The sequence below is a fragment of the Vibrio sp. SCSIO 43153 genome, assembly GCF_023716625.1.
In the GTDB taxonomy this organism is placed as follows: Bacteria; Pseudomonadota; Gammaproteobacteria; order Enterobacterales; family Vibrionaceae; genus Vibrio; species Vibrio rotiferianus.
Genome location: NZ_CP071855.1, coordinates 1,535,078 through 1,558,732 on the forward strand (window position 1 = coordinate 1,535,078; position 23,655 = coordinate 1,558,732).

Below are 23,655 nucleotides of genomic sequence, written 5' to 3' on the forward strand. Positions count from 1 at the left end.
CGCTCGAGGACAAAAGATGTGATGAACTGATCTGATGGTTGATTTTAGTCACTATAAGGTGAAAAAATGCCTCGGAGGAACTCCGCGCAGATGATAAACAATTGTATGCTCAGATACCATACCCACAAGATGTGGAATTTTGGTTAATTGATAGACGATTGTAAAAATCGTCTTGGAACGTTTGTCTTGGCTATCAGTCGCTTCTAACAAATAGGTAAAAAGAATGTTTACAGGAATCGTTCAAGGTACGGCTAAAGTCGTTCATATCGACAAGAAAGATCGTTTTCAAACTCATGTTGTGGAGCTTGAAGGCGCTTTAAATGAAGGTCTAGAGATTGGCGCGTCTGTCGCGCACAACGGTTGCTGCCTCACCGTAACCAAAATAGAAGGGACCCAGATCAGCTTTGACTTAATGCAGGCGACGCTAGCGTTGACCAATCTTGGTGAGTTGGCAGAGGGCGATAGCGTGAATATTGAACGCGCCGCCAAGTTTGGCGATGAGATTGGTGGCCACAGTATGTCGGGGCACATCAGCTTGATGGCTGAAATTTCGGAAGTGATTGATACGCCAAATAACCGTACGATTTGGTTTACGCTGCCACAAGATTCTATGAAATATGTGCTAGCGAAAGGCTACATTGGCTTGGATGGGTGTTCGCTGACGATTGGTGAAGTCGAAGACAACCGTTTCTCTGTTCACTTAATTCCAGAGACATTAGAAAGAACATTGTTCGGTCGTCGCCAAGTCGGTGAAAACATCAACGTAGAATTCGACCCGCAAACGCAAGCGATTGTTGACACAGTAGAGCGCGTACTAGCAGCGAAGCAGCTTTAGTCTGCTTGCAATAGCCAACTCACTTCAACAACGAAAATAATAAAGGAGCACTTAAGGCTCCTTTTCTTATTTCTATTGGGGGGGATGAGTTTCTACTCGTAGTTGTCATCGATGAATAATTCGACTTTCTGCTCGAGCTCATCAACCTTCATGTTGAGGTGGATGGCATGGCAGCAAGCCGGACAGTCATCATAAAACTCTTGGTTACCGTTACTTGCATCGAGAGTGATGCCAATAGAGTGCCCGCAGTGGGGGCATTTAACATGTCTTTCTGTGTAATTTTGCATACAAAAACTCCTAGTATTGCAGGGCTTTTAATACTTTGTGTTAGAGAAAATACAGCCCTTGTTTACTCGCTTTTCTCTTTGAGTCAGAGATACAACGTAAGCCGAGTTACTAAGAATATTAGGTGTTCTTGTTGCTAATTGAGTCGAAATAAGTGGAAAAGTTGACCCCAAACTCACGGTTGAGCTTGGGGGGATTATATGGTGGTGATATGCGTCGAAATTTTACAATATGAAATGATTTACATGCTAAATATGCAACGAATGTTCAATATGAGACGATCTTATTTATTAGCACTTGAGCTTGTTCTAAATAATGTCCGCCAAATAAGTTGCAATGATTAAGTATATGATAAAGATTATAAATGTCTTTTCGTTCGCTATAGCCAAGTGGTAGAGGGGAGACAGACTCATAACCTTGATAAAATTCGGGTGTAAAGCCACCAAATAATTCAGTCATCGCGATGTCACACTCTCTATCACCCCAATAACTTGCCGGATCGTAGCAGATTGGACCAAAAGGGGTGAGGGCAGCATTGCCATTCCACAAATCGCCATGGAGAAGTGAAGGCTCAGGTGAGTGGTTGGCTAAGAGGCGTTTTACCACGTCAATAAAATCATCTATATCGACTAGCTCAATGCCTTTTTCTTTAAGTAATTGAAGTTGCCAGCCGATTCGTTGTTCAGCAAAGAAAGTGCACCATTTCTTGTGCCATTGGTTTGGTTGAAGGGTTGAACCAATGTAATTGTCGTTGTCAAAGCCAAATTCTTTTTGTTCTCCCCACAAGTGTAACTGCGCTAATTGCTGGCCGAACTTGAAACTGTTTGATGAATCCTCAAGCGGTTTTGTAGGGAGGTAATTTAGGATGATGAATGAGTGCGTTTTGGTTGTTCCCACCAAAACTACTTCAGGCACAAAAACGGTGGAAGTTTCTCTGAGTAAGTGAAGACTCTCTGCTTCGAGCTCGAACTTAGTGAAGAAATTACGCTCGTTTATCTTTACGAAGTAACGTTGCTCACCATCGTTAATCATATAGCTTTCACTAATGTCGCCACCTGAAAGCCTCGTTTTTTCTGCGATTTGATATTCGAATAGTAAGGTGTCAGAAAGCTGTTGAGCTATTGCTTGCCACATAGAAAACTCCGCTAATCCACTTAACCTCCAATAGTTTAGATGAAGTGGCGAAGGATTGACGGGTAATAGAGCAAACTTCGGCAACAAAATATGTTGGAAATGTTAATAAATTGCATAAGTGTGAATCAAGTCTCTTATAAGTGACTGATTTACGTCATTACCATATGGCGGTGTCTTTATACAACGAGTATTATTCTTTTTTTGACTTTAGTTCCATAGGTGATATGAAAATACTCATATGTGACGACTCGGCAGTAGCACGAAAGTTGGTTATTCGTTCTATTTTGCAAGAGCCATCGCTGCAATTGCTCGAAGCTCAGGATGGTTACGAGGCGCTTCAAATTATGATGGAACAAAACATAGACGTTTTGTTCTTAGATTTGACTATGCCAGTAATGGATGGCTTTGAACTACTCGAATCATTGCCAGTGAGTACCTATGAAACAAAAGTGGTCGTCATTTCTGGTGACGTACAGCAAGAAGCAAAGCATAGGTGTCTTGAGTTAGGCGCGCTTGATTTCGTGGAAAAACCGTTTTCTGAGCAAGAAATTGTGCCTTTGTTTACTCGTTTAGGGCTTCACTATGCGTTAATGAGCCCAGCAAGTACAAGTGAGCAAACAAAGTCAGCAACACTGTCTCCAATCGCAAAATTCCGTGAAGTTGCCAATATCGCCTTAGGGAAAGGTGCAGCAATTATGGCTGACCACCTGAGTGAGTTTATACAATTGCCAGTTCCTCACGTCGGTCCGTTGTCATACGGTGAGCTGCACATGACATTGGTGGATGTTTTGGGTAGAGAACGATCTGTGGCGGTCTCTCAGCGTTTCGTTGGTGGTGGTGTTCATGGTGAAGCGCTGGTTTGTTTGCGCGGTAAGGACATCAATCTCATTGGCGAAAAGTTAGGATATTTACTGGAGTTTACGCCGTCGAATGAAATTATCTTAAACATCGCAAACCTTTTGGTATCTTCTTTCCTCACCTCTTTGGGGAACCAACTCGACAAGCAATTCTCCTTACGGCAACCAGCCATTATTGACACTGTATCCCCTTTTAAAGAAGAGAGTGAAGAGGCTGGTGAGCTCTTTACCATTGAATACACTTACATGGCTGAGTCCCTTGATTTTGAGTGTGAGGTCCTTTTCTTAATCGACAAGTCGTCTGTGGAAATCATATATGAAATCATGGAGCTAATTTGATGTCTGAGATTACGTTAGATATTGCTGACTTTCACTGGGTTACTCAAATTCTTGATACGATGGATTCAGGATTGGTGGTGATTGACCGAGAGTATAAGGTGTGTGTCTGGAATGGCTTTATGCAGTCATACAGTGGGGTATTGTCACAGAACATTTTGGGACGTTGTCTCTTTGACCATTTTGAAGACCTACCGAGAACGTGGTTAGAAACGAAAATCAAAACCGCAGCGGATCTAGAAACACGTTCTTTTTCTAGTTGGGAGAATCGACCTTATCTTTTCAAGTTTCAGAATTTCTCCCCTGTTTCTAACGGCAGTAATTACATGTATCAAGATATCGTAATAACACCGTTGCATTCGCTTTCCGGCGAGATAAATCATATCGCTATACAAGTTAATGATGTTTCTGAAACGGCACGTAACCGAATCCATTTAAAAGAGACGAACTTGCATCTTTCTGAAATCAGTAGAAAAGATGGGCTTACAGGGTTATTTAATCGAGCGTTTTGGGAACAAGCTTTTAAAGAAGAGTTCGCTAGACTTAAATGCATGGAAACCCCATGTTCTTTGGTTATTTTTGATATCGACCATTTTAAGAAAGTGAATGACACATACGGACACCATACGGGGGACGAGGTGATCCGTCGAACCGCTAACTTGCTGAAACGCACAGCGAGAGGGAGTGACATTTGTGGTCGCTTTGGTGGTGAGGAGTTTACTGTACTATTACCCAACACAAGTGAGGAGCAAGCAAAGTACTTTGCAGAGCGTTTGAGAAAGCGAATTGAGCAAGAAATCGTAAAAGTTGAAGAGTTTTTGATTAACTACACGATAAGTCTTGGCGTTTGCGAGTATAAATCTCAGTTTGATAGTCATACTCAATGGCTGAAGTCTGCCGATTCAGCACTATATCGTGCAAAAGAAGGCGGGCGAAACCAAACATGCAGTCAACAAGAAATGCGTAAAATTGGTTGATATTCGTCCAGTTAATTGACTAATTTTGATATATATGAAATTAGTTAATGAAATTTTTTTGGCATGTCTTAGTATTGAAACTATTCGCTTTCCACAGTGAAAGCCAGCACCAAACGGAGAATAGAAGTGGTTGTAGAAACCGATGGATATCTGGCTCTAATTGAGCACTTGTCGCTAAACCTCGATATTTTTACTTCAGGAACCGGCGATACAGGTTCAGAAAGCATTGAAGATGTAGTAACCGACATGGTTGCCTCCAACATCATGGCGATCTTTGAACAGAACCCTGAGCTTCACTCAAGTGTTCGCTTTAAGCTTCTAAAAGAGGCTGATGCTGTAGTCGAAGACCTAAGCGAAGTGCTTGCGGGCGTTTGGCATAGAAAAGCGACAAACGAACAGATTACCTTCCTTGACGAATACATTGCCTTAGTTAAGAACCTATTTGATACCGCTGTCGCGACATACGATTAGTTTGGGTCGCACTGAGTCCTTTTAATAGAAGAAGAGTTACAGGGTGACTCTTCTTACTTGCCAAAATTTAGATGACCAGTAGGGGTTATCTAACCTCGATATAATCACACCTTTGGATGTAGATGCGTGCATGAACTGCATATTTCCAAGGTAGATGCCTACGTGGTACGTTGTCCTTTTCGTCTTAAAGAAGATAAGATCGCCTATTCTCGCATCTTGCCAATCCAGTTTTATACCTTGATTTGATTGTTCCTTAGTTGTTCGAGGTAGTGTTAATTGGTATGCCTCAACAAATGCTTTTTGCACAAAGGCGGAGCAATCAATACCATTTTTCTGATTTCCACCGTAGCGATATGGTGTACCTTTCCACTCATTATAAAATTTACTCAGTTCAGGCGTATCGACTAACAGTTGTTCAGAGCTCAGGCTCTTATTTGTTGTACTTGCATGGTCAGGAGCCGAGGTGCAACCTGTAAGTAAAAAACTGAATAATAATGAAAAATATAAATACCGCATCCTATCTTTATTTAATCCTATTGTCTCTTTAGTGAAATATTAGTGTCATAGGCACTGAATAGTATGAGCTGAAAATCAAAGCAACGTCACACTTATATGACTTTGCGACTTCGAACGTAATTTCTTTACAACGTAAAGTATGGACACTATGGCTAGCCACAAACGCTCATGCATCACTTTTTCGTTGATGCAAACCATCAGTATTATATTTATTACTACTATTGCACTTGTTATAGCCTTATCTGCATCAAGTTTCAAAGGAATGAATCAAATAGGGAGCGAGTTTGACGAACTCTCACAGAAAACGCTTCCTATGGCGATGGCAAATGCCGCGTTAACACGAAATGTCTTAGAGCAAATCAAGTTACTCAACGTCGGTATGCAAGTAACGGAGCCCAATCAGCTTAGCTTGATAAGAGCTCAACTGATTGAACTGGCCTCTCAGACCAACGAATTGGTCAATAAAACTTCAGGAGTTGATTTCCATCTCTCTCAGATGCTTGCTGAGAATTTAGATGACTTACACAGCATAACGACAGTCGTTCTTTCCACACAAGCATCTGTAATCCAGATTCAAGCTGAGATTAACAGTGAATTGAGTGAGTTTCGATATGGTTTAAGCTCAATTGGCCCAGAAATGAATCGAATTAGTTCATTTCTTAGTATTGATAATTCGGAATCCGCCGATGCAGCAAATCGTTTTATTGCTTCCGCAAGTTCGATGGAAAGCACATTCCTGTTAATGATGATGCAAACAGAGTTGGAAGAAGCTGAGCAAGAGTATCGAGAGCTGAGGAATCGAATTGCGGGTATTCATCTTGCGTATGATGACTTTAAGGCTTGGCACCCTGAAATCTCTGAGTTTACGAGCTTAAGCGCACCCTATGAGATGGTACAAGCTGGTTTTGAAGAGGGGGGGCTCCTCCATAGGATTCTTGGTAAGTTACAGCAAACAGAACAACAAAAAGTTGACCTTGAGAGAGCCTCACAGCTTTCTAATCAAACCATTGCGTTATTAAGTCAAGTCTCTGAAGCCGCACGTAACTTAATTGACGACAGAGAGAGGATCGTACAGCTAACCATTAAGGAAGCGAGCTTCATAGTTGTAATGAGTTGCAGCTTATTGGCTTGTCTCATTGTTATTTCTTGGGTTGGTATAAGAGCGTGGGTTAATAGAGGGCTGAACAACATTACACATGAGTTGTCTTTATTAACTGAGCACGACCTACGTTCAAATGCTGTCGCAATAGGGCCAAGAGAAATGAAGGATATTGCAAGAAAGCTCAACCAGGTTATAGATTCAACTCATGAATCTATAGCATTGGTTACGCGCAATTGTGAAACGCTCTATCAAACAGCAGAAATTAGCTACGAAGCGGCAGAGCAATCTAATCAGAGTTTAAGCTCGCAAAATGAAGCCTTAATATGCATGGTTACTACCGTTAAGCAGTTAGAGGCATCAATAAAGGAGATCGCTGTAATCACTGCTGCCTCATTTGAGGACTCGCAAGCCGCAACAAACAGTACGATGAAGGGTGTTGAGGTGGTCGACCAAAACCGAGAACGCCTTGCTTCTTTGGCCCAAGCACTCACTGCTAATGAAGACTCTATGCTTGAGTTGGATCAGAGAGTTAAGAAAATTTATGAGATGGTCGAGGTTATCAGTAGTATTGCTGAGAATACTAATTTGCTGGCTCTCAATGCGGCAATTGAGGCGGCTCGTGCAGGTGAACAAGGCCGTGGGTTTGCTGTTGTTGCGGATGAAGTTCGTAAATTGGCCAGTGGGACATCTCAACAAACCACCAACATTCGTGAAATGATGAAAGAGCTAGTGGCCGCAGCAGAAGGCTCGCGTAGAGCAGTCATAGACTCTCGAGAAGAGATGACACGAGCACTGCAATCGAGTGATGACGTTAAAATTGTTTTCTCAGATATTAATGTAGCCGTGAAACATATTCAGCAGAGAATTGAGCAGATATCCGTAGCAACAGAAGAACAAGACCGTGCTACGGCTGATGTTTCTCGTTCAATAACCCGTATTTCAGAACAAGGTGAGTTAACAAAACTCCGTTTGGATTCTATGGTTGAAAACTCAGAGCAAGTTGCAGAAATAGCGGGACATCAGCAAGCAATGTTACACAAGTATCAGCTGCATCAAACGATTTAATACTTATTCAACTTCCAAAGATTAAAGGTAGGGCCAATGCTCTGCCTTTTTACTTTCCATGTATTAAGGTGGGCTAAAGCTAATAGCCACTGACTCGTGTTGCGGCCAAAATACAACCTTGCGCAAACTCCTTGATATACAAAATGTAATTACACGTATTTATAAATGCCTGAGTTGATATATAAAGCAACTCGTTGAATAATGGTTTTGTATTAGGAAACCACAAAATACATATACAAGATGTCCTAGTTTCGACATAGACCTCACATTCCATCGATGCCAACGGAGGGCACTATAGAATGAAGTCTGAACCATTACATTCGCGTAAGTTTTCAATTCGTTTTACCGTTGGTAGCCTGTTTTTGTTTGCAACGGCAGTCACTGCGTTTATTGCGATCTCTTTACAGTACTATTTTGGCAAGCAGATGTCTCAAGAGCATGTGCTATCCAAACTCGTTATGGCAACGACTGAGGTGAGTGAGTATATACAGCAAGTTGATGCTAATGCGGCAAGCAGTGCAAGCATACTTAGAAGTGTGTCGATCGCTACACAGCATCAGTTTAGCGAAAATGAAACTAGGCAAATATTCACACAAGTATTGAAAGATAACCCTCTTTTTTACAGTCTGTATTTTGGAACTGAAACAGATGATTTCTATCAAATCGTTAATTTGGCGTCGTCTCCGATTGTCAGGGAAAAGATTGATGCTGATCCAGAAGATCGTTGGGTCATCATTAAGATAAATGGTGAAGGTGATTTAAGGTTGAGGCAAACACAGTATTTCACCGAAAAGTTTGAATTAACAAAGAGCAGTACTGAAACAAGTAACTACTTTCCAACTCAACGACCATGGTTTGATGCGGCAACTCAGGATGGTATCTACAAAACTGCTCCTTACCTGTTCCAACACTTAAAAATCACCGGACAAACGTATTCAGTCAGAAGTAAACAAGCCGTCATTGGTGTCGATATTGTTCTGTCAGCAATAAACGAAAAAATAAAGCCTTCAGAACTAGGGATGAGTGAAGATAGTGGTGCTGAGTCGTTTGTTTTCAATGATAAAGGGGAGGTTATCGCATCAAACATTTCCTTGTTTGCTCCCGTTGAGATTCCCAACTCTAAGCCATTGAAACTGAGTCCCGAACAGCAGCAAATTATAATGAATACCCGTTCGCTAATGGTTTCAAACCAAAATGATTGGGGGCCTTATGATTACGCTCAGGCGGGTCAACCAAATGGCTATTCTGTCGATATGCTTCGCCTTGTCGCTGAGCAAACAGGGCTCCAGATAGAGTTTATAAATGGTTTTGACTCAAAAACATTGGTAGACAAATATATTCAAAATGATATCGACATTTTGCACTCGGTGGCTAAAGGCGCAAAAGGGTTGGGATATCAAAGTGTGTCAATGTTTGAGGGCGAGTTAGCCATTGCAAGTCGAGGAATTAAAAATGTGCCAAAGGGGCTTGATGGCTTTCAGCAACAGAAGGTTGGTGTTGTAAGCAGTTTTGGTCTAAAGGGATGGCTATTAGACCGTTACTCAACGCTAAACATTTTAGAGCTGCCTAGCTTAGACATAGCAAAAGAAGCTCTTCAAAAAGGCCAAATCGATTATCTGATTGATAACTATCACACCTTAGAAGAGCTCAAGAGTTTAGATTCTCGTAATTCAATTGAATTAACCACGCTAAAAACCAGTGAAAAGCCGAGTTACCATCTTTTCATGAAAGAGTCAGATGGCTCAGTATTAGCGATAGTCAACCAAGCGCTATCAGCGATTACTGCTGAGCAAAAAGTTGCACTCAATGAAAAATGGTTGGATTCGAGCCAATGGCGAGGCAGCTTTGTGCCTTACCCAGAAATATACGAAATTACCAAAGACAGTGAAAAACACGACAGCATGATACCAGTTAGGATAAATGGTGAAATGAAGTACGTGTATGTGACACCTTTGGTCACCAACGGCAGAAGTGTTGAATACTTTGCAGTGGTAATCCCTCAGTCTGTAGTTACCGAACAAGTATTTTCCAAGTTGGTTACCTCAACGTTAGCCACCGGCTTGGTCATGATGGGGTTAATACCGTTAGCATGGAAGTTCGGTTCTCCAATTGTTCGGCCAATTACAGAGCTTAGAGAGGTCACAGAACAGATAAAAGCAAGGAACTTCGGCAACTCGATGGCAGTAAATACTCGAATTAAAGAAGTATCTGAGTTATCAGACTCGGTCGTTGAGATGGCTGAGGAAATTCAACGTCATGAGAAACAACAGGATGAGTTTGTTGAAGCCTTTATCCGTCTTATTGCTCAGGCTATCGATGACAAATCGCCTTATACAGCTGGGCATTGTAATCGCGTTCCAGAAATTGGTTTGATGCTGGCTGAAGCAGCTGAAGCCAGTACTAGCGGTAAATTTAAAGACTTTAAGTTCAATAACGCAGATGAGCGACGGGAGTTTCGAATTGCCGCATGGCTTCATGACTGCGGTAAGATTACAACCCCAGAGCATATTGTAGATAAAGGCACCAAGTTAGAAGCAAACTATAACCGAATCAATGAAATACGCACACGCTTTGAAGTATTGTGGCGTGATGCAGAAATCCAATATTTGAAAACGATACTATCTGGTGAGTTAACAAAAGAAGAAGCGAGAGACATCTTCTATGAAAAGAAACGTAAGTTAACCGATGACTTTGAATTTATCGCTCAGGCAAACATTGGTGGTGAGTTTATGAGTGATGAGAAGGTAGAGCGAATCAAACAGATCGCTCAACAAACTTGGTTAAGGCACTTCGATGACCGTCTGGGTTTGTCTCCGTTTGAAGAGCTGAATAAAAAAGAAAACAGCGCAAACTTGCCTGTTGTTGAGAAGCTATTAGCTGACAAGCCGGAACATATTATTCATCGTATACGCCCGGTAGAGTTTGATCCTAAGCATGGGATCAAAATGCAGGTTCCAGAACACCAATACAACATGGGTGAGGTTTATAACTTATCTATTTCTCGCGGTACATTGACAGCTGAAGATCGCTATAAAATTAATGAACATATGATAAGCGGTATAAAGATGCTTGAGGCGCTGCCGTTTCCTCCTGAGCTACGCAATGTGCCTCGATATGCATCAACGCACCATGAGACGCTAAAAGGTTCTGGCTATCCTAGAAAGCTGAGTGCTGAAGATCTTTCAGTTCCTGAGAGAATTCTGGTTATCGCAGATATATTTGAAGCGTTAACTGCAGCGGATAGGCCATATAAAAAGGCTAAACCTGTCAGTGTGGCAGTCGACATTATGTACAAAATGGCGTTGGATGAACACTTGGATATGGAGCTATTCCAACTGTTTCTAGAAAGTGGTGTTTATCTTGAGTATGCCAATACATTTTTACCTTCCAAGCAAGTTGACCATGTCGACATAAACAAATACTTAGGAGCAAATGGCGTTGAGAAACAAAGCTCTGAACGATGCCATTAAGCACTTATCGTAGGCGTTGAAGCCTATATCTTAATATCTGATGAGTGGCGCATTCGTTGCCACTCTTTTTGTATCAGAACTTGGTAGCGCGTTGGTAAATCAATGTTGCTTGGGGTAGGTAGCAGTTCTGCCGCTTCTTGTAGCGAGAGGCCAGCAAAGGGATGTTGATCGTGACAGCTGAGCAAGGTCATTGCCAAGGCATAAAAATCATCATTCTTGCTTGCCTGACCGATACGCAGAGAAGGGCGTGTCGCACTATAGGCTCGGCTAACGGTTGTATGTGAATGCTCTCGGTATTTAGCATCAACTCGAATCACACTGCCAAAGTCGATAAACCGAACTTGGTTATTCGGCGTCACGATGACGTTGTGTGGTTTGATATCGCCATGCAGATAACCCGTTTTATGCACGTTTAGCAAAGCGAATTCAAGCTTGGTTATTATGTCTTGAGGTAACAAATCAGGTTCTATTGCGTTAAGTGTTTTGCCTTCCAGATATTGGCTCATTAACCAGTCGGCGTGGTTCTGTGAGCCGTAACCATGAAAGTTCGCCCAGTAATCCGACGCGTATTTGGATAGAAAGTCCGCTTCCGCCATCAAAGCCCGCTTCTCAGCCAAGCTGCGCGCTACCTTGATGACCACAGTGCCATAAAGTTTGTGCTCGCACTGAAACACGTTTTTGCTCAAAGGCGCTACATAACTAACGCCACAGGCTCTAAACAGGGTTTGATTGGCGAACGTATTCATCACTAAATGCTCGCAGGTAATACAAAGCCCGCAAAGAAATTCGGTACGAAAGGATTGTTCTGACCTTGAGTTTTAATCGTTAAGCGAACCTTATCGCCATTGTAATCAAACTCAAGTTGGGTACTTTGCGAAGAGGTTGAAGTGACGCGCGGCTCAATCAAGCGGAACCATGCCCAACTGCCTTTAAACTGCTCATTGGCAATCGGCGTTGCTTGTTTTTGTAGGCGCACTGTAAGTGCATCTTGCGCGACAGAATCACCTTTCCAGCTTTGTTGTGTCCACAGCATCGGACCGTGTTGATAAGTGAAAATCGGCTTTTCAGCCCGAATGGAAAACTCAGTCAGTGCCGAGCTCATCTCTGTTGGTTTCATCTGGAATTGAATCGCAACGTTTTTCGGGTCAGCTAAAAAGAGGGCAGAGCGAATGTCTTTGGCTTTATCAAACATCAACCAAATTGCAGGATCTAACGCAAAGCCAGTATTTGGCAGTAAGCCGGACATAAACGGCGCACGTTGCTCTGTTGAGAAGCCTTTCAACATGGTTTGATAGAAGGTGTCCAACGTGCCATCGGTTTTAAAGAAGGCAGCAACATCCGCCGTGCTTGCGTCGCTGTTCGCACTTTTCTTAAACGGGTAGAAAGCCGCGATCGTGTTTTCATAAGGCTGGTAGACTTCGCTGTTCCACATACTATTAAGGTATTGGTGAGCTAAGTTCATCACTAACTCATTGGTTTGCACTGTCACGTAGTCAATCACTTCACCGGATAGCGTTGGCTGGGAATCGGTCAGTGACGCCAACTGTGCGACAGGGTTTTGCGCTTTTAAACCGGCGGATAGCGTTTCGTAAGCCACTTTGTCTGGCGTGTTGGATTTGTAGAATTGATCGAGCCATTTAGCCGTGTTCGCAAAACCTTCCAGAACGGAATCTATTGGTTTCTTACCCTGATCATCTGGCGTCACTTGTTTGTGGAAATCATTAAACGTCAGTGTGATTTGTCGAGCGGATTCCTTTTTCTCGTTGTCTTGCGCAGCATTGGCAACCTCTTCATCGGTCTTCTTCTTTGCATCTTTTGGCTCTGGTAGAAGAACCGAAGTGTAGTTGCTGATGGTGGTAAACAGCTTAGACATTGGATTGTTTGAGGCATTGTTTAGCACGTTCAAACTGGCATTCAACTGCTCAGAACCGGAAATGGTTTTCACCTCGATGCTGTTAATAAAATCGCGCCAGTAATTGATGTAATCGTTCTGATACATGCGCTTCAAATCGTGGCTGATTCGGTGCATTTCTAGTGCACTTGGGGCTTGGCCTGCGATGCCTTCATAAGCGGATAACGCTTCGATAAGAAGAGGGGACTCGACCGAAAGATCCAGCTCGTTAAAGCCAGTCGGTGTGTACAAGTAAGGCACGAAATAACCCACGTAGCCAGGTTTGAATTGGTATATTTGGTTAAAGTTGGAGCCAAGTTCTTTACGCACATCGATGCGCTTCTCGTACGCATGATCGTTCAAAATGTGTTGGTAGAGTAGCGTCTCGATGTTGGATTGATTGATGACTTGCTTCGCCAGCCCTTCAAGCTCTTGATTGGCAGTTGTCGCCACCAAGTGCTGGTTAAACACGTCGTCGAGCAGCACTTTGAGCTGAGCTACATTGGTTTTGTCCGCTTCGCCTTGGTGCTCTAAGTTTGCTAGGAAGTAGCTTTTGAGCTCTTCAATGTTGGTACGATTTTTATCAAACAACAGTCGATAGTCGTTCAGCAATTCGAGCGTTCTGGCTTGATCTTCCAAGTTCACATACACATACAAGTCGCTCTCAATGGTGTGCGCCATAGAAGGGAGCAGCACTTGTTGCAGCTCTTTGGTGTAAGCCGCTTCAACTTCTGGTTTGATGGTCGCATTCGGTAGGAATGGCAAGGTGTACCAAGGTTCAGGCTCCTGATATAGCGCGTAAATGCGATGCATGGTGTACAGGTTTGGAATGTTGCCCACCAGATCTTCTTTGCTGTATGGCTGTGCTGCGATCGCTTCTTTGTAACGCTCTAACATGCCATCGGCTTTGGCTTCACGATTGGTTTGATAATCAAAGTCGAGCTTGAGAATCGTTAGTGTACCAATCAATAAACCGAGCCAAATTAGGGTGTAGGCGGTTTGGCTGAACCACAACCAATTCTCTTTATGGCGGTTAACCCCGACTAAAGTGTTTTCATTTAGCACGACATGAGACATCAAATGCTGAGCAAACAAGGTTTGTTGAACGGGCATTTGTTGGTGTTGCTGATATTGCTCATTGCCGAGGGATTGATTGACCACGTTCGCCAGTAAATCATGCTGTGCGAAATCACTGCCACTGTGGGTAAAGTAGAAGCCGCGGAAGTTGAGCCCATCTGTGTATTGGTCACCTCGATGCAAACGCTGTAAGAAATGCCACAAATTCTGTTTAAGCAGACCAAATTGGTATGGCGCACCACAAATGGCATTGCGGAAATCTTGGTTGAGCTGCGCTCCCAACGCATTGCTCATGTTCGAGATTAACTGACCGATGAGGTGGTCGTATTCGTCATTGAACCAATCGGCGTCAATGCCACCATGTTTTTGTACTGGGCTGGTGGCGCCGAACACTTCATTGCGTCTCGCCTCATCAAATGCAGAAAAGAACTGACAGAAATCGCTCACTTGCCCCATGTTAGTTAGGACATTGTAGACAGGTAAGTTCAAACCAAATGAACGATTGAATGCTTTGATTTGCGATTTCAATTGGTCGGCTTTTTGTGAAAGGGTTTCACTATTGCCAACTAACTGTTCAATTTCTGTGGTGAGCAACAAGCCGTTAATCGCTTGTCTCGGGCGCCATTTATTAAGGCATTGGCACAGTGTTTTTAAGTAAAGCGGTTGTTGATCTTCACCCATGCTGACGGAAATCAGAATTGAGTGTTCACTGAGCCAAAATAGAATCGGAAACTCAATGTCGTTGCCAAAATCATCCACTTTATAAGCTTCATAACCCATCTGCGTGATGATGCTTTTGTCTTTGCTTGGGCTGTCACTGAGTAACAGGTAAATCGGCTGATCGTAACGGCTGGTTAAGCGCTTTTTACGTTTTTGTACGCCGAGCATCTTCTTGAAGTGGAAAGCGAGTAACTTGGAGCGTTTGATGATTAGTGCACGTTCTTGGTCTTGCTCAAGACTTTTTTTCACCTTGCGGTTGATTAGCCAAAAGCAAAGCCCAGCAGAGAGCAATGCCACAATGGTTGTCGTGATGACGCCTGTCCAAAAGAAATCAGGATACGCAACAAACCAAGTCAGTAAGCCGCCTAAGATTGCTAGAAGCAGAAGGGTAACGAGGCTCCAAATGATTGCCTTTTTTCTTGTCGGTGTGTTTGGGTTGTCGTGCGTCATTGTGACTCAACCTCGCTTTGTTTGTTTTTGTTATGCACCACTAAGCCGTTGACGTTGGCATTCTCTCGATACCAGTTATTGATGGTTTTAGCTTGTTCTGAGTTGTTACATCGAACAATGACGCGAACGTATGAATTGATGTTATCCGCGACAGGTTGATAGTTGGATGTCGGCAGTTGGGCGATAAACTTCTCGGCGTTTTTGAGGTTAGAGAAGGTTGCAAGTTGGACCAGCCAATCAGTGTTTGCTGTAGGGCTCGTGACTAGAGCGCTCGTCGTCTCTGGCGTTGAAGTTTTCGCTTGTGGCGTCACGGCTTTTGATTGGCTCGGCACTGGACGAGGTGGTTGAGTGGTATTTACCGCGACTTTATTGCCTTTTAAGTCGTCGTCAGTGCTGACATACACGATGTCTTCCGCACGACCAGATTCAATATAACGCTGGCTGTACTCACCAAGCTGGACAAAATCACGTGCCCGCTGTGGTTTGGTTTTGTTGTACCAGAAATAGGTCAGAGCAACGCTCAAACCAATGATAGTTAGGAAAAATAATGTGGTGACAAGGTAACGCTTCTTGCGCGTTGGTTTACGTGTTTTAGGCACCGAAACCTTAGTATGACAATAGATTCCACCGGCTTGTCGGTACTGACTTAAAATCTGCTCTAAGCGGTAGGTAAAACTCTTTAGCTGTTCGCTGCCCGTTTCGCGGTACTGACCTTTAAACCCGATATTGAGAAACAGATAAACCACTTCTAATAAGTCGATCAGCTTGTGCGGTTGGCGCGCTGCTTTCTCTGCCACAGTAAAGAAAAGCTCACCACCGTTGCGCATCCCAAACAGTTCACTGAGTAAGGTTTTGTTCTCCCATCCGCGTTTTTCACCCCAATCGGTGTAGACAATCAACTCATCCAAAACCACGGCATACAGGAAGCACAGCTTGTCGATCACGGCGACTGGGTAGGTCAGCTCTGCGCCTTTGGTTTTGATTTCATTGATGGAAGCCACCAGTTGATGCCTGAGCGTGGTGATGTCTTCGGGCTCCGGCAAGGTGTTGATCTTGAGCGTGACAGCCAGTAACTCAGAACTGATGTTGATCAGCTGATTCTCGGCTTTATCGAAATGATGTAAGAACCCTATGTTGGCTTGCGCAGCGTTGACCGAATGCCACTTTACGTCTGGCATGTCGGTGTCTTTACTTACGAAGTCGTTTTCGCTGCTGTCCCAAACTAAGGTATCTTCATCCAAATAGTTCATAACTTACTACCTCAGTGCGTACAACATCACTTCAAGGTCGCCAACACGTGTATCGACGTGCAGCGCCAGTGCATCGCGGTTTTCAATCATTTCTAACCAATTGCGGTCTGACGTATCCACTTCAAAATACGCTGTGCCTTGCATCGGCTTTAGTTCGCTTGGTGCAACAGGAAGCGGCGTAAGTTGCACGCCAGAAAGGGCATTACGCACGATCTCGACAATCTTGTTATTGCTGCTGAGTTTCGCTGCCGCAGGGAACAACTCATTAAGCTCGGTGCTGCTGATATTGGAACGGACACTGAGAACGAATCGGCGATCGGATAGGTTGTGACCATCTTTGACCAATGTGCGAAGCAAGCGGCGTCGTTCAAACAACGAAGTATCGAATGAAAACTCAATTACCGAGTCTTGTTGAACCAGCGTGAGCATATTGCGCAGATTCGAAAAAAGCGGATTAAAGCAATCGTACAGACGATGGAAATCTAACGGCTGACACGGTTCTGGAATCGCGGGTGTAGATGCCATGACTTGCGCTTCAAACTTACGTAGCTCCAAATAAAGCTGGTGGGTTTGAAACTTTGGATTCGACAAAGACAAATCAAACCACGGAAGCCAAGTGTTGAGTGTTTGCAGCCACAGGTAATCCTGCATCATCGACTGTGGGCTCTTTTGTCCTTGTCCGGCTTGAATACGTTTGAGCAAGCTGGTGGCGCGGTTGGAGGTGAGGGCATGAATCTCTTTCAAACGCTCAACCAATAGCTGTGATGCACCATAGTGTAAACACGCAGGAATAAAGGAACGGTCTAGCATTACTTCGCCCGTTTCGCTGCATTCCAATACTTTGGCGAAAGGTATGAGGGTAAAGCCTGAAGTGTCTTCGCCTTCTAGTTTAATCGCTATATTGAGCTGCGCGACGTCCACCTCAACGCTGGCATTCTCAGAGGTTGAAGTATCAAACACATTGATGGTGCGTGTAAGATAGCGGCTTTGTTCCGATTCATCATTGGCGTAATCATTATTGCCTTGCAGAGAGACAGGCAGCGCTAAGTAAGCCATTTTCTCAATCGTACCGTGCGGCACATCTCTGGCGACTTCGCGTTTCAGTTCGAAATGCGTGCCATCTGGGAACAAACCCGCGCTTGAAGAGACGGAAAGCTTGCCAATTTTAAGTAGATCGTGATTGATCACCAAGTCGGTCACACCATAGTAAGGGGCATAACCAGCAAGCGTTTCGACGTTTTGTCTGACGTAGTTTTGTGTGTATCTGTCTTGTTGTTGAAAGTGTTGTGGGGCAATGAACATGCCTTCTTGCCAAACGACTTTTTTATATGCGTCCACGAGATTTCCCTATCTACTGAATCGAGTTAAAAGATATCCCACCAAGGTGAATCTGGTGTCACGGTTTGTAATGCTGCTTTGTTACCGCTGATCTTTAACTGGATATATTGTTCTTCTTCCTGAGGCGTGGTTGTCACTACCGTCGCCGTGCTTGCATCATATTCGGCAAATTCCACCAATACGCCGATGTATTGAGTGGTCTTGTTGATGTCTAAGGTTTGTTTGCTATTGCTGTCTGGCATCACCACGGGCAGAACTTGTTTCGACACCAAGTTTGCGCCCAATAGGCTCACGTCATCGTTGTACAAATCGATAAACGGCAATTGCTTAAACTGCTGTGCATCGGTCAGTTGATACAAGCGTACTACTACGGGATTAGTACTGTTGTTAACACTTGGGTTAATCGTCTTCTCTGCGCTTACCGCCAATTGATACTGCGTCACAACCGGTGTTGGGTCAGATGAACATCCCACCAAAGCGAAAGCGAGTAAACTAAGCCAAATCTTCATCAGCTTTCCTCGCTTTGCTTTTGCATGTTTTCCATAAACATCGCTTTGAACTGGCGACGAAAATCACCGTTGTCTTGTCGATGTTGGAAATGTTTGCGATAGATTTTCCAGTACTTCTTGTCTTTGCTACTGAACAGTCCGCCAGACACAAATTCGCTAAATTGATTCTCTAGTTGGTTCGGAGCGAATTCATTGAGGAACTGCTCGAGCGTTTTGTCCAACGCATCAAACAAAGCATCATGTGCAAGCGGTGGGTTGCGAAGGTATTGCTGATTCTTCTCGGTAATCGTGATCAGCTTTTCGATGGAGGCTTCCAGCTCTGACGTTGGAAGATGGTCGCCCGGAAGATACTCAATCTCCGTAGACCGCTCCATTGCTTGCTGCTGTTTCGACACTTCATCCACTTCAAAGTGGTCCGCCAGTTCGTCATCGTCGATGTCTTCAAACGGGTCAGAGGAGAAGGGGTCATCGCTCATTACATTTTGGTGAGAGTAATGAACTTCCGATTTCACTGGTTCGACGATGTCACCTTCATCGAGAAAATCGACCTTGTCTTCCAGTTGCAGGTCGAACTTGGTCGCAAAGAGGTCGTCAGGCTGCTCTTCGACAGGCGCTTTGCTCGACGTGAGTGTTGATACCAACATCGAATAGCTTTCGATCTTTAAAATGTCGCCATCGTTGAGTGGGTAATCTTTGTCTCTCACCATGGCTTTATCGTTGAGGCGAGCCGGGTTCTTGCCGGTACTCTTCACCAAATAACCTGTGTCAGTGAGACGAATTTGTCCGTGAATACGCGAGATGCGTTTTGATTGATCGGGCAATGCCACTTCACAAGAAGCAGAACGCCCAAACTGCCCGCCAGACTCGGGCAGATAGATGACTCTTGAAGTCACCACCTCTTCAGAGGGTACAGAAATCAAATGTATGCTGATCGCCACTTGTTATCCCTCGCATTTAGCCAACGCTGTGTTGAAAGCGGTTAAGAAACCAGAATATTTGTCCAAAAAGCGGTTAGAGAAATACACGCCCATTGGCTTAGTTTCGAATACTTGAGAATAGAAGTAATCGCTTGGAAGAGAGGCTTGGCTGATTTCCGTGTGGAACACCCGCTCATCTTCCAGTGCGACGTCAATTTCTCTTTGTTTTAAAAGCCTTAGTAAAACCTTAGCATCTCGTGGCTGCTTAACGACGTTGTATCCATTACGTTTCAGCCAAAACCATGTGCTTGAGCCAAATTCTGCCGAGAACTTAAGGTTCAACTTTGACAAATCATCAAGCTTAGGCTCTACACCGGGACCAAAATACCAACGCAACTTTTGCTCGGTAATGGGAGCAGACAACGTTGCGTAGCTGTCGTGTTCTCTGGTTTTCGGCGAGACGAAAAAGCCATGCTGTTGACCACTGTGTACGTGGAGTTGTGCGTCAGACCATTCCGTCATGGTCAGTTGGTAAGGTTGTCCCATTTCGCCCAGCGCGCATTTGACGCGGTTGAGCGCAAACCCATCCATGTTTTGATTTTGGTGAGTTTGGTACGGTGCCCATTTGTGGGTCGCAAGCAGTAATCGGTCGGGACCAATCCAAACTTGCGCCCATGCTTCAAACGAGAATAGGGCACCAAGCAAAATAAACAGCGATGAAACCAGCTTGGTTATCTTGCGGAAAAAGCTCAACCCACAGCTGACCGCCGCCTCTTGAACAAGAATCGAGGTGGTGACGAGATGGGGTGAATGTACGCTTCTAAACATCATGATTCGTTACTACTGAATATCCAGTTCAAAGCCCTGTGGCGTCGACGCTGCGGTCACCGTCACTTGGCTAATCGGTTGTTGTGTGCTCAGGCGCGCGATGCATTCTTCTGCCAACTTCGGCATTAAAGAGCGGTTAATGATTTGCTCAACCGCGCGACCACCTGTCGTAGGGTCGGTGTTTTTGCTGACAACCAAATCCACAAAACCGGCATCCCACGTAAAGCTCGCTTGATACTGTTCTGCCAGTTTTTTGCGAATGCGATTTAGCGCGATTTCGGTGATCTTCGCCAACTCATCATCGTTGAGTGGGTAATAAGGCACGATGGTAGTACGTCCTAAGAACGCAGGTTTGAAGTAGCGTTGTAGATCGGGACGAATCGCTTCAAGCAGTTCATCGTTGCTGATGCGTTCGGCGTTTTCATCACACACATCGCAAATCGCTTGATCAGCGGCGTTGGAAGTCATGATGATTAAGGTGTTTTTGAAATCCACCGTGCGACCTTCGCTGTCTTTGATATGTCCTTTATCGAAGATTTGATAGAAGAGGTCATGAACGCCCGGATGCGCTTTCTCCATCTCATCCAAAAGCAAGACAGAGTAGGGATTGCGGCGAATCGCCTCGGTTAACACGCCACCTTCACCAAAGCCAACATAGCCGGCAGGCGAGCCAAGTAGCATTGAGATTTTGTGTTCTTCTTTAAACTCGGTCATGTTGATAACCGTGAGATCGTTGCTGCCTCCGTAAAGCTGCTCAGCGAGCGCCATGGCGGTTTCAGTTTTACCGACACCACTTGGACCACACATCAAGAACACACCGATTGGCTTGCGATTGTCGGTCAAGCCAGCACGCGAGATTCGAATCGCTTTTGCCAGTTCTTGCTTCGCCACGTTTTGACCGATAACGCGTTTATCCAGTTCAGATTCTAGTGACAATAGGCGAGCGATTTCGTCACTCATCATGTTGCCGACGGGAATGCCTGTCCAACCGGAAATGACTTGAGCAATGGTCGCATCATCCACCATCGCATTAACTAATGGCTCTTCACCTTGAAGCTCGTGCAATTGGTCGAGAAGGGCATTCAACTGGCTTTGCTGAGCTTCGTCCGGCGTTTCGCTTTCTGTGATGCTTTGTTGAAGCCCTTTAACCTCATCAACCAAAGTAATTTCTTGTTCCCAACGCGTCTGGTAGTCCGCTAATTGAGATTGGTTGGTGGTGATTTCTTGCTTCAATTCGGTGATCTCTTCTGCGCCTGTGCCAAACAAATCAAACTCTCTCTCCAAAGCAGATTGCTCGTTTTGTTGATAACGAATGGTTTGCTCCAACGCTTCAATCACTTCTGGTTTTGCACCTTGAGTCAATGCAATACGCGCACTAGCGGTATCGAGCAGGCTGATCGCTTTATCTGGCAATTGGCGAGAAGGTAAGTAGCGAATAGATAGGTTAACCGCGGCATCAATCGCGGATTCTGTAATAAACGCGCCGTGGTGCTTTTGCAATGAAGCCGCAATGCCTCGCAGCATCTGTTTGGCATCTTCCGCACTTGGCTCTTCTACCGTGACGACTTGGAAACGGCGAGTCAAAGCAGGATCTTTCTCGAAGTACTTTTTGTATTCTGCCCATGTTGTTGCGGCGATGGTTTTGAACTCACCACGCGCAAGAGCGGGTTTCAATAAGTTGGCAGCATCGTTTTGTCCTGCTGCACCACCAGCCCCGATAAGCGTATGTGCTTCGTCAATAAATACAATGATTGGTACATCGCTGTTTTTCACTTCATTGATGACGTCTTTAAGGCGGTTTTCAAATTCGCCTTTTACGCTTGCGCCTGCTTGTAACAAACCTAAATCAAGTGAATGGAGTTGAACACCTTGCAGCGCACTTGGCACTTCATCTGCTGCGATTCTCAGCGCTAAGCCTTCAACGACAGCGGTTTTACCCACACCCGGCTCACCAACGAAAATAGGGTTGTTCTGGCGTTTACGACAAAGAATGTCGATGGCTTTTCTCACTTCAGAATTACGCCCAGAAATCGGGTCGATATTGCCTTCAATTGCTTGTTGAGTCAGGTTGATGGTGTACTTGCTTAATGCGTCGTTCGCGCTTGCGGTGTTTGCGGCTGAACTTGCTTCACCTGTGCTTTGTTGCGTTGCTCGCTTCACCGGCGTTTTGTTGATTAAACCTTGCAGGGACTCGGTCGACACGTTTTGCAGTGATTCGAGGTTGTTGCCCGATACGCCCATGATGTTCTGTTGCAACAGTGCTTGAACGAGATGCAAGCTGATGATTTCGCCATGCCCATAGTTAACGGAGGCAATCATCCAAGCGTCTTTGAGAAGTTCAGTCAGTGCATGGCTGAGCGTTGGCTGGCTGTCTTGTACTTTTGGTAAGCGCTCGATGCGATTTGCCAGTTCACTCGCAAGTTGATCTTGGTTGATCTTCTGACTTTCAATCAGAGTTTTTAAGTGCGCGTCTTGCTGATTCAATAGCGTGAGCAGCCAATGTTCCGGCTCAATGGCAGCAATGCCTTGGTTCATGGCTGCACCCGCAGAGGCTTCCAATGCGCGTTTTAATTCTGGCGATAACTTGGCGACTAAATTTGTCAGCGTTACTTGTGTCATAACCTTATCCTTGTCTTTTGCGCGATAACCTTCTTTGTCGTCGCGGTGTCTACCTAGCTATTTCAGAAGAATCCGAATCCGCTCTGTAGGTTTACGTTCTGGGGCGAGGCAATCCACTTCACCCAATTTTGCGGCTTGATCTGGTTGAGCAGACAGCCTTGGCTTTTCGAGATACGCACGCTTAACGTTGAGATAAATAGAAATCGGCGTGGCGTCTCGTAAATAATGTTGAATGAGCTGGCGCATGTGGCTCGCCAACTGAGTATCTCTATGAATTTGATGTAGCTCTTTGCGGTTGGCAGGCTGGATGCTCACTACAAGATGTTGGTTGTAAGTCATGCACGTTTTGCCAATGAGGAAGCCTTGTCCGATCCCGCTGTTGTAGTCGTCTTTTTGTCCCAAACGGGTAAGAGAACTTGCTGGTAACTGACGACGTTCATGGCTCTTAGTCGACACATCGATTTGGTAAGGGAAGTAGTCGTTAAGGATCTGCTCTAACGTTTCTAAGTTACGATGCCCTTGAGCGAACAACAGCGAATACTGGAACAGCGCGCCGTGTTCGTGTTTCAGGTTCGCCAGTTGTTTGAGTAGGTCGGTTTTTTCTTTTGCCAACTCTTTCTGCACCAAGAGGTGAGGAGCGAGTTCTAACTGCGCGGCAAGTTCAAAATGGCGTTGATTGAATACGTCTAAAAAGTCCTTGAGTGCGTGATCGTCGTTATGCAGTGCAAACAACAGTTCCTCATAGATGTAATTTGGGATAACCCCTTGTGCGCCAGATAGTGCTTGCTGAGCAATACGAACTTTGGCGCTGTGGTCACTGAACGAAAAGTATTGAATATCGTCGGCATCACCATGGGGCATGGCTTCTGCTTTGAGCTCTAACTTCAGCTTGTGCCCAGACTGCTTTGTCATTTGCATCAGCAATCGCATTGCTTGAGCAAAGTCGTACTCATGTGGGTTCGCTTTTAAATCGTTAATCAGTGACATCGACATCATCTATCTTCCACG

General features: G+C 44.6%; 18 protein-coding genes. 6 read left to right on the forward strand and 12 right to left on the reverse strand.

All coding sequences use genetic code 11. The features are described from left to right. The first annotated feature begins 223 nt into the window (after window positions 1–223). Window positions 224–835, forward strand: coding sequence for a riboflavin synthase (locus J4N37_RS06995; protein ID WP_038884169.1), 612 nt, complete (start codon window positions 224–226; stop codon window positions 833–835). Window positions 836–927: 92 nt separating this feature from the next. On the opposite strand, the gene J4N37_RS07000 is transcribed toward J4N37_RS06995, so the two are convergent. Continuing rightward, window positions 928–1,122, reverse strand: a complete 195-nt coding sequence (locus J4N37_RS07000; RefSeq protein WP_010448133.1) for a CPXCG motif-containing cysteine-rich protein — start codon at window positions 1,120–1,122, stop codon at window positions 928–930. A gap of 265 nt (window positions 1,123–1,387) precedes the next feature. Continuing rightward, a complete protein-coding gene (locus J4N37_RS07005; protein ID WP_010448131.1) occupies window positions 1,388–2,254 on the reverse strand; it encodes a fructosamine kinase family protein in 867 nt (288 codons plus the stop codon). A gap of 224 nt (window positions 2,255–2,478) precedes the next feature. On the opposite strand from J4N37_RS07005, the gene J4N37_RS07010 reads away from it, so the two are divergent. From J4N37_RS07010 to J4N37_RS07020, 3 genes are all read left to right on the forward strand, one after another. Beyond that, entirely contained in the window at window positions 2,479–3,450 is a 972-nt protein-coding gene (locus tag J4N37_RS07010) for a response regulator (RefSeq protein WP_252042027.1), read from the forward strand. Continuing rightward, window positions 3,450–4,424: a GGDEF domain-containing protein gene (locus J4N37_RS07015; protein ID WP_252042028.1), complete on the forward strand. Its 975-nt coding sequence runs from the start codon at window positions 3,450–3,452 to the stop codon at window positions 4,422–4,424. The genes J4N37_RS07010 and J4N37_RS07015 overlap by 1 nt, the downstream gene beginning before the upstream one ends. A gap of 126 nt (window positions 4,425–4,550) precedes the next feature. After that, window positions 4,551–4,895 carry a DUF3802 family protein gene (locus J4N37_RS07020; RefSeq protein ID WP_010448125.1) on the forward strand — a complete coding sequence of 115 codons (345 nt, stop codon included), beginning with the start codon at window positions 4,551–4,553 and terminating at the stop codon, window positions 4,893–4,895. A gap of 36 nt (window positions 4,896–4,931) precedes the next feature. Here J4N37_RS07020 and J4N37_RS07025 read toward each other — a convergent pair whose 3' ends face one another. Further along, complete coding sequence (locus J4N37_RS07025; RefSeq protein ID WP_252042029.1) at window positions 4,932–5,411, reverse strand: NlpC/P60 family protein; 480 nt, start codon at window positions 5,409–5,411, stop codon at window positions 4,932–4,934. A 148-nt stretch (window positions 5,412–5,559) separates the two neighbouring features. Between J4N37_RS07025 and J4N37_RS07030 the strand changes: the two genes are divergently transcribed. Both J4N37_RS07030 and J4N37_RS07035 read left to right on the forward strand, forming a co-directional pair. Further along, window positions 5,560–7,578, forward strand: a complete 2,019-nt coding sequence (locus J4N37_RS07030; protein WP_252042031.1) for a methyl-accepting chemotaxis protein — start codon at window positions 5,560–5,562, stop codon at window positions 7,576–7,578. A gap of 299 nt (window positions 7,579–7,877) precedes the next feature. Next, complete coding sequence (locus tag J4N37_RS07035; RefSeq protein ID WP_252042032.1) at window positions 7,878–11,048, forward strand: HD domain-containing phosphohydrolase; 3,171 nt, start codon at window positions 7,878–7,880, stop codon at window positions 11,046–11,048. A 23-nt stretch (window positions 11,049–11,071) separates the two neighbouring features. On the opposite strand, the gene J4N37_RS07040 is transcribed toward J4N37_RS07035, so the two are convergent. The 9 genes from J4N37_RS07040 to J4N37_RS07080 are packed head-to-tail and all read right to left on the reverse strand — an operon-like array spanning window position 11,072 to window position 23,643. Next, window positions 11,072–11,794 carry a protein kinase domain-containing protein gene (locus J4N37_RS07040; protein ID WP_252042033.1) on the reverse strand — a complete coding sequence of 241 codons (723 nt, stop codon included), beginning with the start codon at window positions 11,792–11,794 and terminating at the stop codon, window positions 11,072–11,074. Between the two features lie 2 nt (window positions 11,795–11,796). Next, window positions 11,797–15,186, reverse strand: coding sequence for a type VI secretion system membrane subunit TssM (gene tssM, locus J4N37_RS07045; protein WP_252042034.1), 3,390 nt, complete (start codon window positions 15,184–15,186; stop codon window positions 11,797–11,799). Then, a complete protein-coding gene (icmH, locus tag J4N37_RS07050; protein WP_252042035.1) occupies window positions 15,183–16,436 on the reverse strand; it encodes a type IVB secretion system protein IcmH/DotU in 1,254 nt (417 codons plus the stop codon). Before icmH ends, tssM begins: the two co-directional genes overlap by 4 nt. A gap of 6 nt (window positions 16,437–16,442) precedes the next feature. After that, window positions 16,443–17,774, reverse strand: coding sequence for a type VI secretion system baseplate subunit TssK (gene tssK / locus J4N37_RS07055; RefSeq protein WP_252042037.1), 1,332 nt, complete (start codon window positions 17,772–17,774; stop codon window positions 16,443–16,445). Window positions 17,775–17,800: 26 nt separating this feature from the next. Then, the gene (gene tssJ, locus J4N37_RS07060) at window positions 17,801–18,283 is read right to left on the reverse strand and encodes a type VI secretion system lipoprotein TssJ (RefSeq protein WP_029789750.1); all 483 of its coding nucleotides are present in this window, start codon (window positions 18,281–18,283) and stop codon (window positions 17,801–17,803) included. Then, window positions 18,283–19,221 carry a type VI secretion system-associated FHA domain protein gene (locus J4N37_RS07065; RefSeq protein WP_252042038.1) on the reverse strand — a complete coding sequence of 313 codons (939 nt, stop codon included), beginning with the start codon at window positions 19,219–19,221 and terminating at the stop codon, window positions 18,283–18,285. The genes tssJ and J4N37_RS07065 overlap by 1 nt, the downstream gene beginning before the upstream one ends. 3 nt (window positions 19,222–19,224) lie before the next feature. Continuing rightward, window positions 19,225–20,028 (reverse strand): ABC transporter substrate-binding protein, encoded by an 804-nt coding sequence (locus tag J4N37_RS07070; RefSeq protein WP_235612199.1) that lies wholly within the window; start codon window positions 20,026–20,028, stop codon window positions 19,225–19,227. 12 nt (window positions 20,029–20,040) lie between these two features. Then, window positions 20,041–22,647 carry a type VI secretion system ATPase TssH gene (gene tssH / locus J4N37_RS07075; RefSeq protein ID WP_252042039.1) on the reverse strand — a complete coding sequence of 869 codons (2,607 nt, stop codon included), beginning with the start codon at window positions 22,645–22,647 and terminating at the stop codon, window positions 20,041–20,043. 57 nt (window positions 22,648–22,704) lie between these two features. After that, window positions 22,705–23,643, reverse strand: coding sequence for a type VI secretion system baseplate subunit TssG (locus tag J4N37_RS07080; RefSeq protein ID WP_252042040.1), 939 nt, complete (start codon window positions 23,641–23,643; stop codon window positions 22,705–22,707). Window positions 23,644–23,655 lie beyond the last annotated feature (12 nt).

Coding starts and splice junctions, on each gene's coding strand:
- J4N37_RS06995 (WP_038884169.1), top strand. CDS start 224: ATGTTTACAGGAATCGTTCAAGGTACGGCTAAAGTCGTTCATATCGAC.
- J4N37_RS07000 (WP_010448133.1), bottom strand. CDS start 1,122: ATGCAAAATTACACAGAAAGACATGTTAAATGCCCCCACTGCGGGCAC.
- J4N37_RS07005 (WP_010448131.1), bottom strand. CDS start 2,254: ATGTGGCAAGCAATAGCTCAACAGCTTTCTGACACCTTACTATTCGAA.
- J4N37_RS07010 (WP_252042027.1), top strand. CDS start 2,479: ATGAAAATACTCATATGTGACGACTCGGCAGTAGCACGAAAGTTGGTT.
- J4N37_RS07015 (WP_252042028.1), top strand. CDS start 3,450: ATGTCTGAGATTACGTTAGATATTGCTGACTTTCACTGGGTTACTCAA.
- J4N37_RS07025 (WP_252042029.1), bottom strand. CDS start 5,411: ATGCGGTATTTATATTTTTCATTATTATTCAGTTTTTTACTTACAGGT.
- J4N37_RS07030 (WP_252042031.1), top strand. CDS start 5,560: ATGGCTAGCCACAAACGCTCATGCATCACTTTTTCGTTGATGCAAACC.
- J4N37_RS07035 (WP_252042032.1), top strand. CDS start 7,878: ATGAAGTCTGAACCATTACATTCGCGTAAGTTTTCAATTCGTTTTACC.
- J4N37_RS07040 (WP_252042033.1), bottom strand. CDS start 11,794: ATGAATACGTTCGCCAATCAAACCCTGTTTAGAGCCTGTGGCGTTAGT.
- tssM (WP_252042034.1), bottom strand. CDS start 15,186: ATGACGCACGACAACCCAAACACACCGACAAGAAAAAAGGCAATCATT.
- icmH (WP_252042035.1), bottom strand. CDS start 16,436: ATGAACTATTTGGATGAAGATACCTTAGTTTGGGACAGCAGCGAAAAC.
- tssJ (WP_029789750.1), bottom strand. CDS start 18,283: ATGAAGATTTGGCTTAGTTTACTCGCTTTCGCTTTGGTGGGATGTTCA.
- J4N37_RS07070 (WP_235612199.1), bottom strand. CDS start 20,028: ATGTTTAGAAGCGTACATTCACCCCATCTCGTCACCACCTCGATTCTT.
- tssH (WP_252042039.1), bottom strand. CDS start 22,647: ATGACACAAGTAACGCTGACAAATTTAGTCGCCAAGTTATCGCCAGAA.
- J4N37_RS07080 (WP_252042040.1), bottom strand. CDS start 23,643: ATGATGTCGATGTCACTGATTAACGATTTAAAAGCGAACCCACATGAG.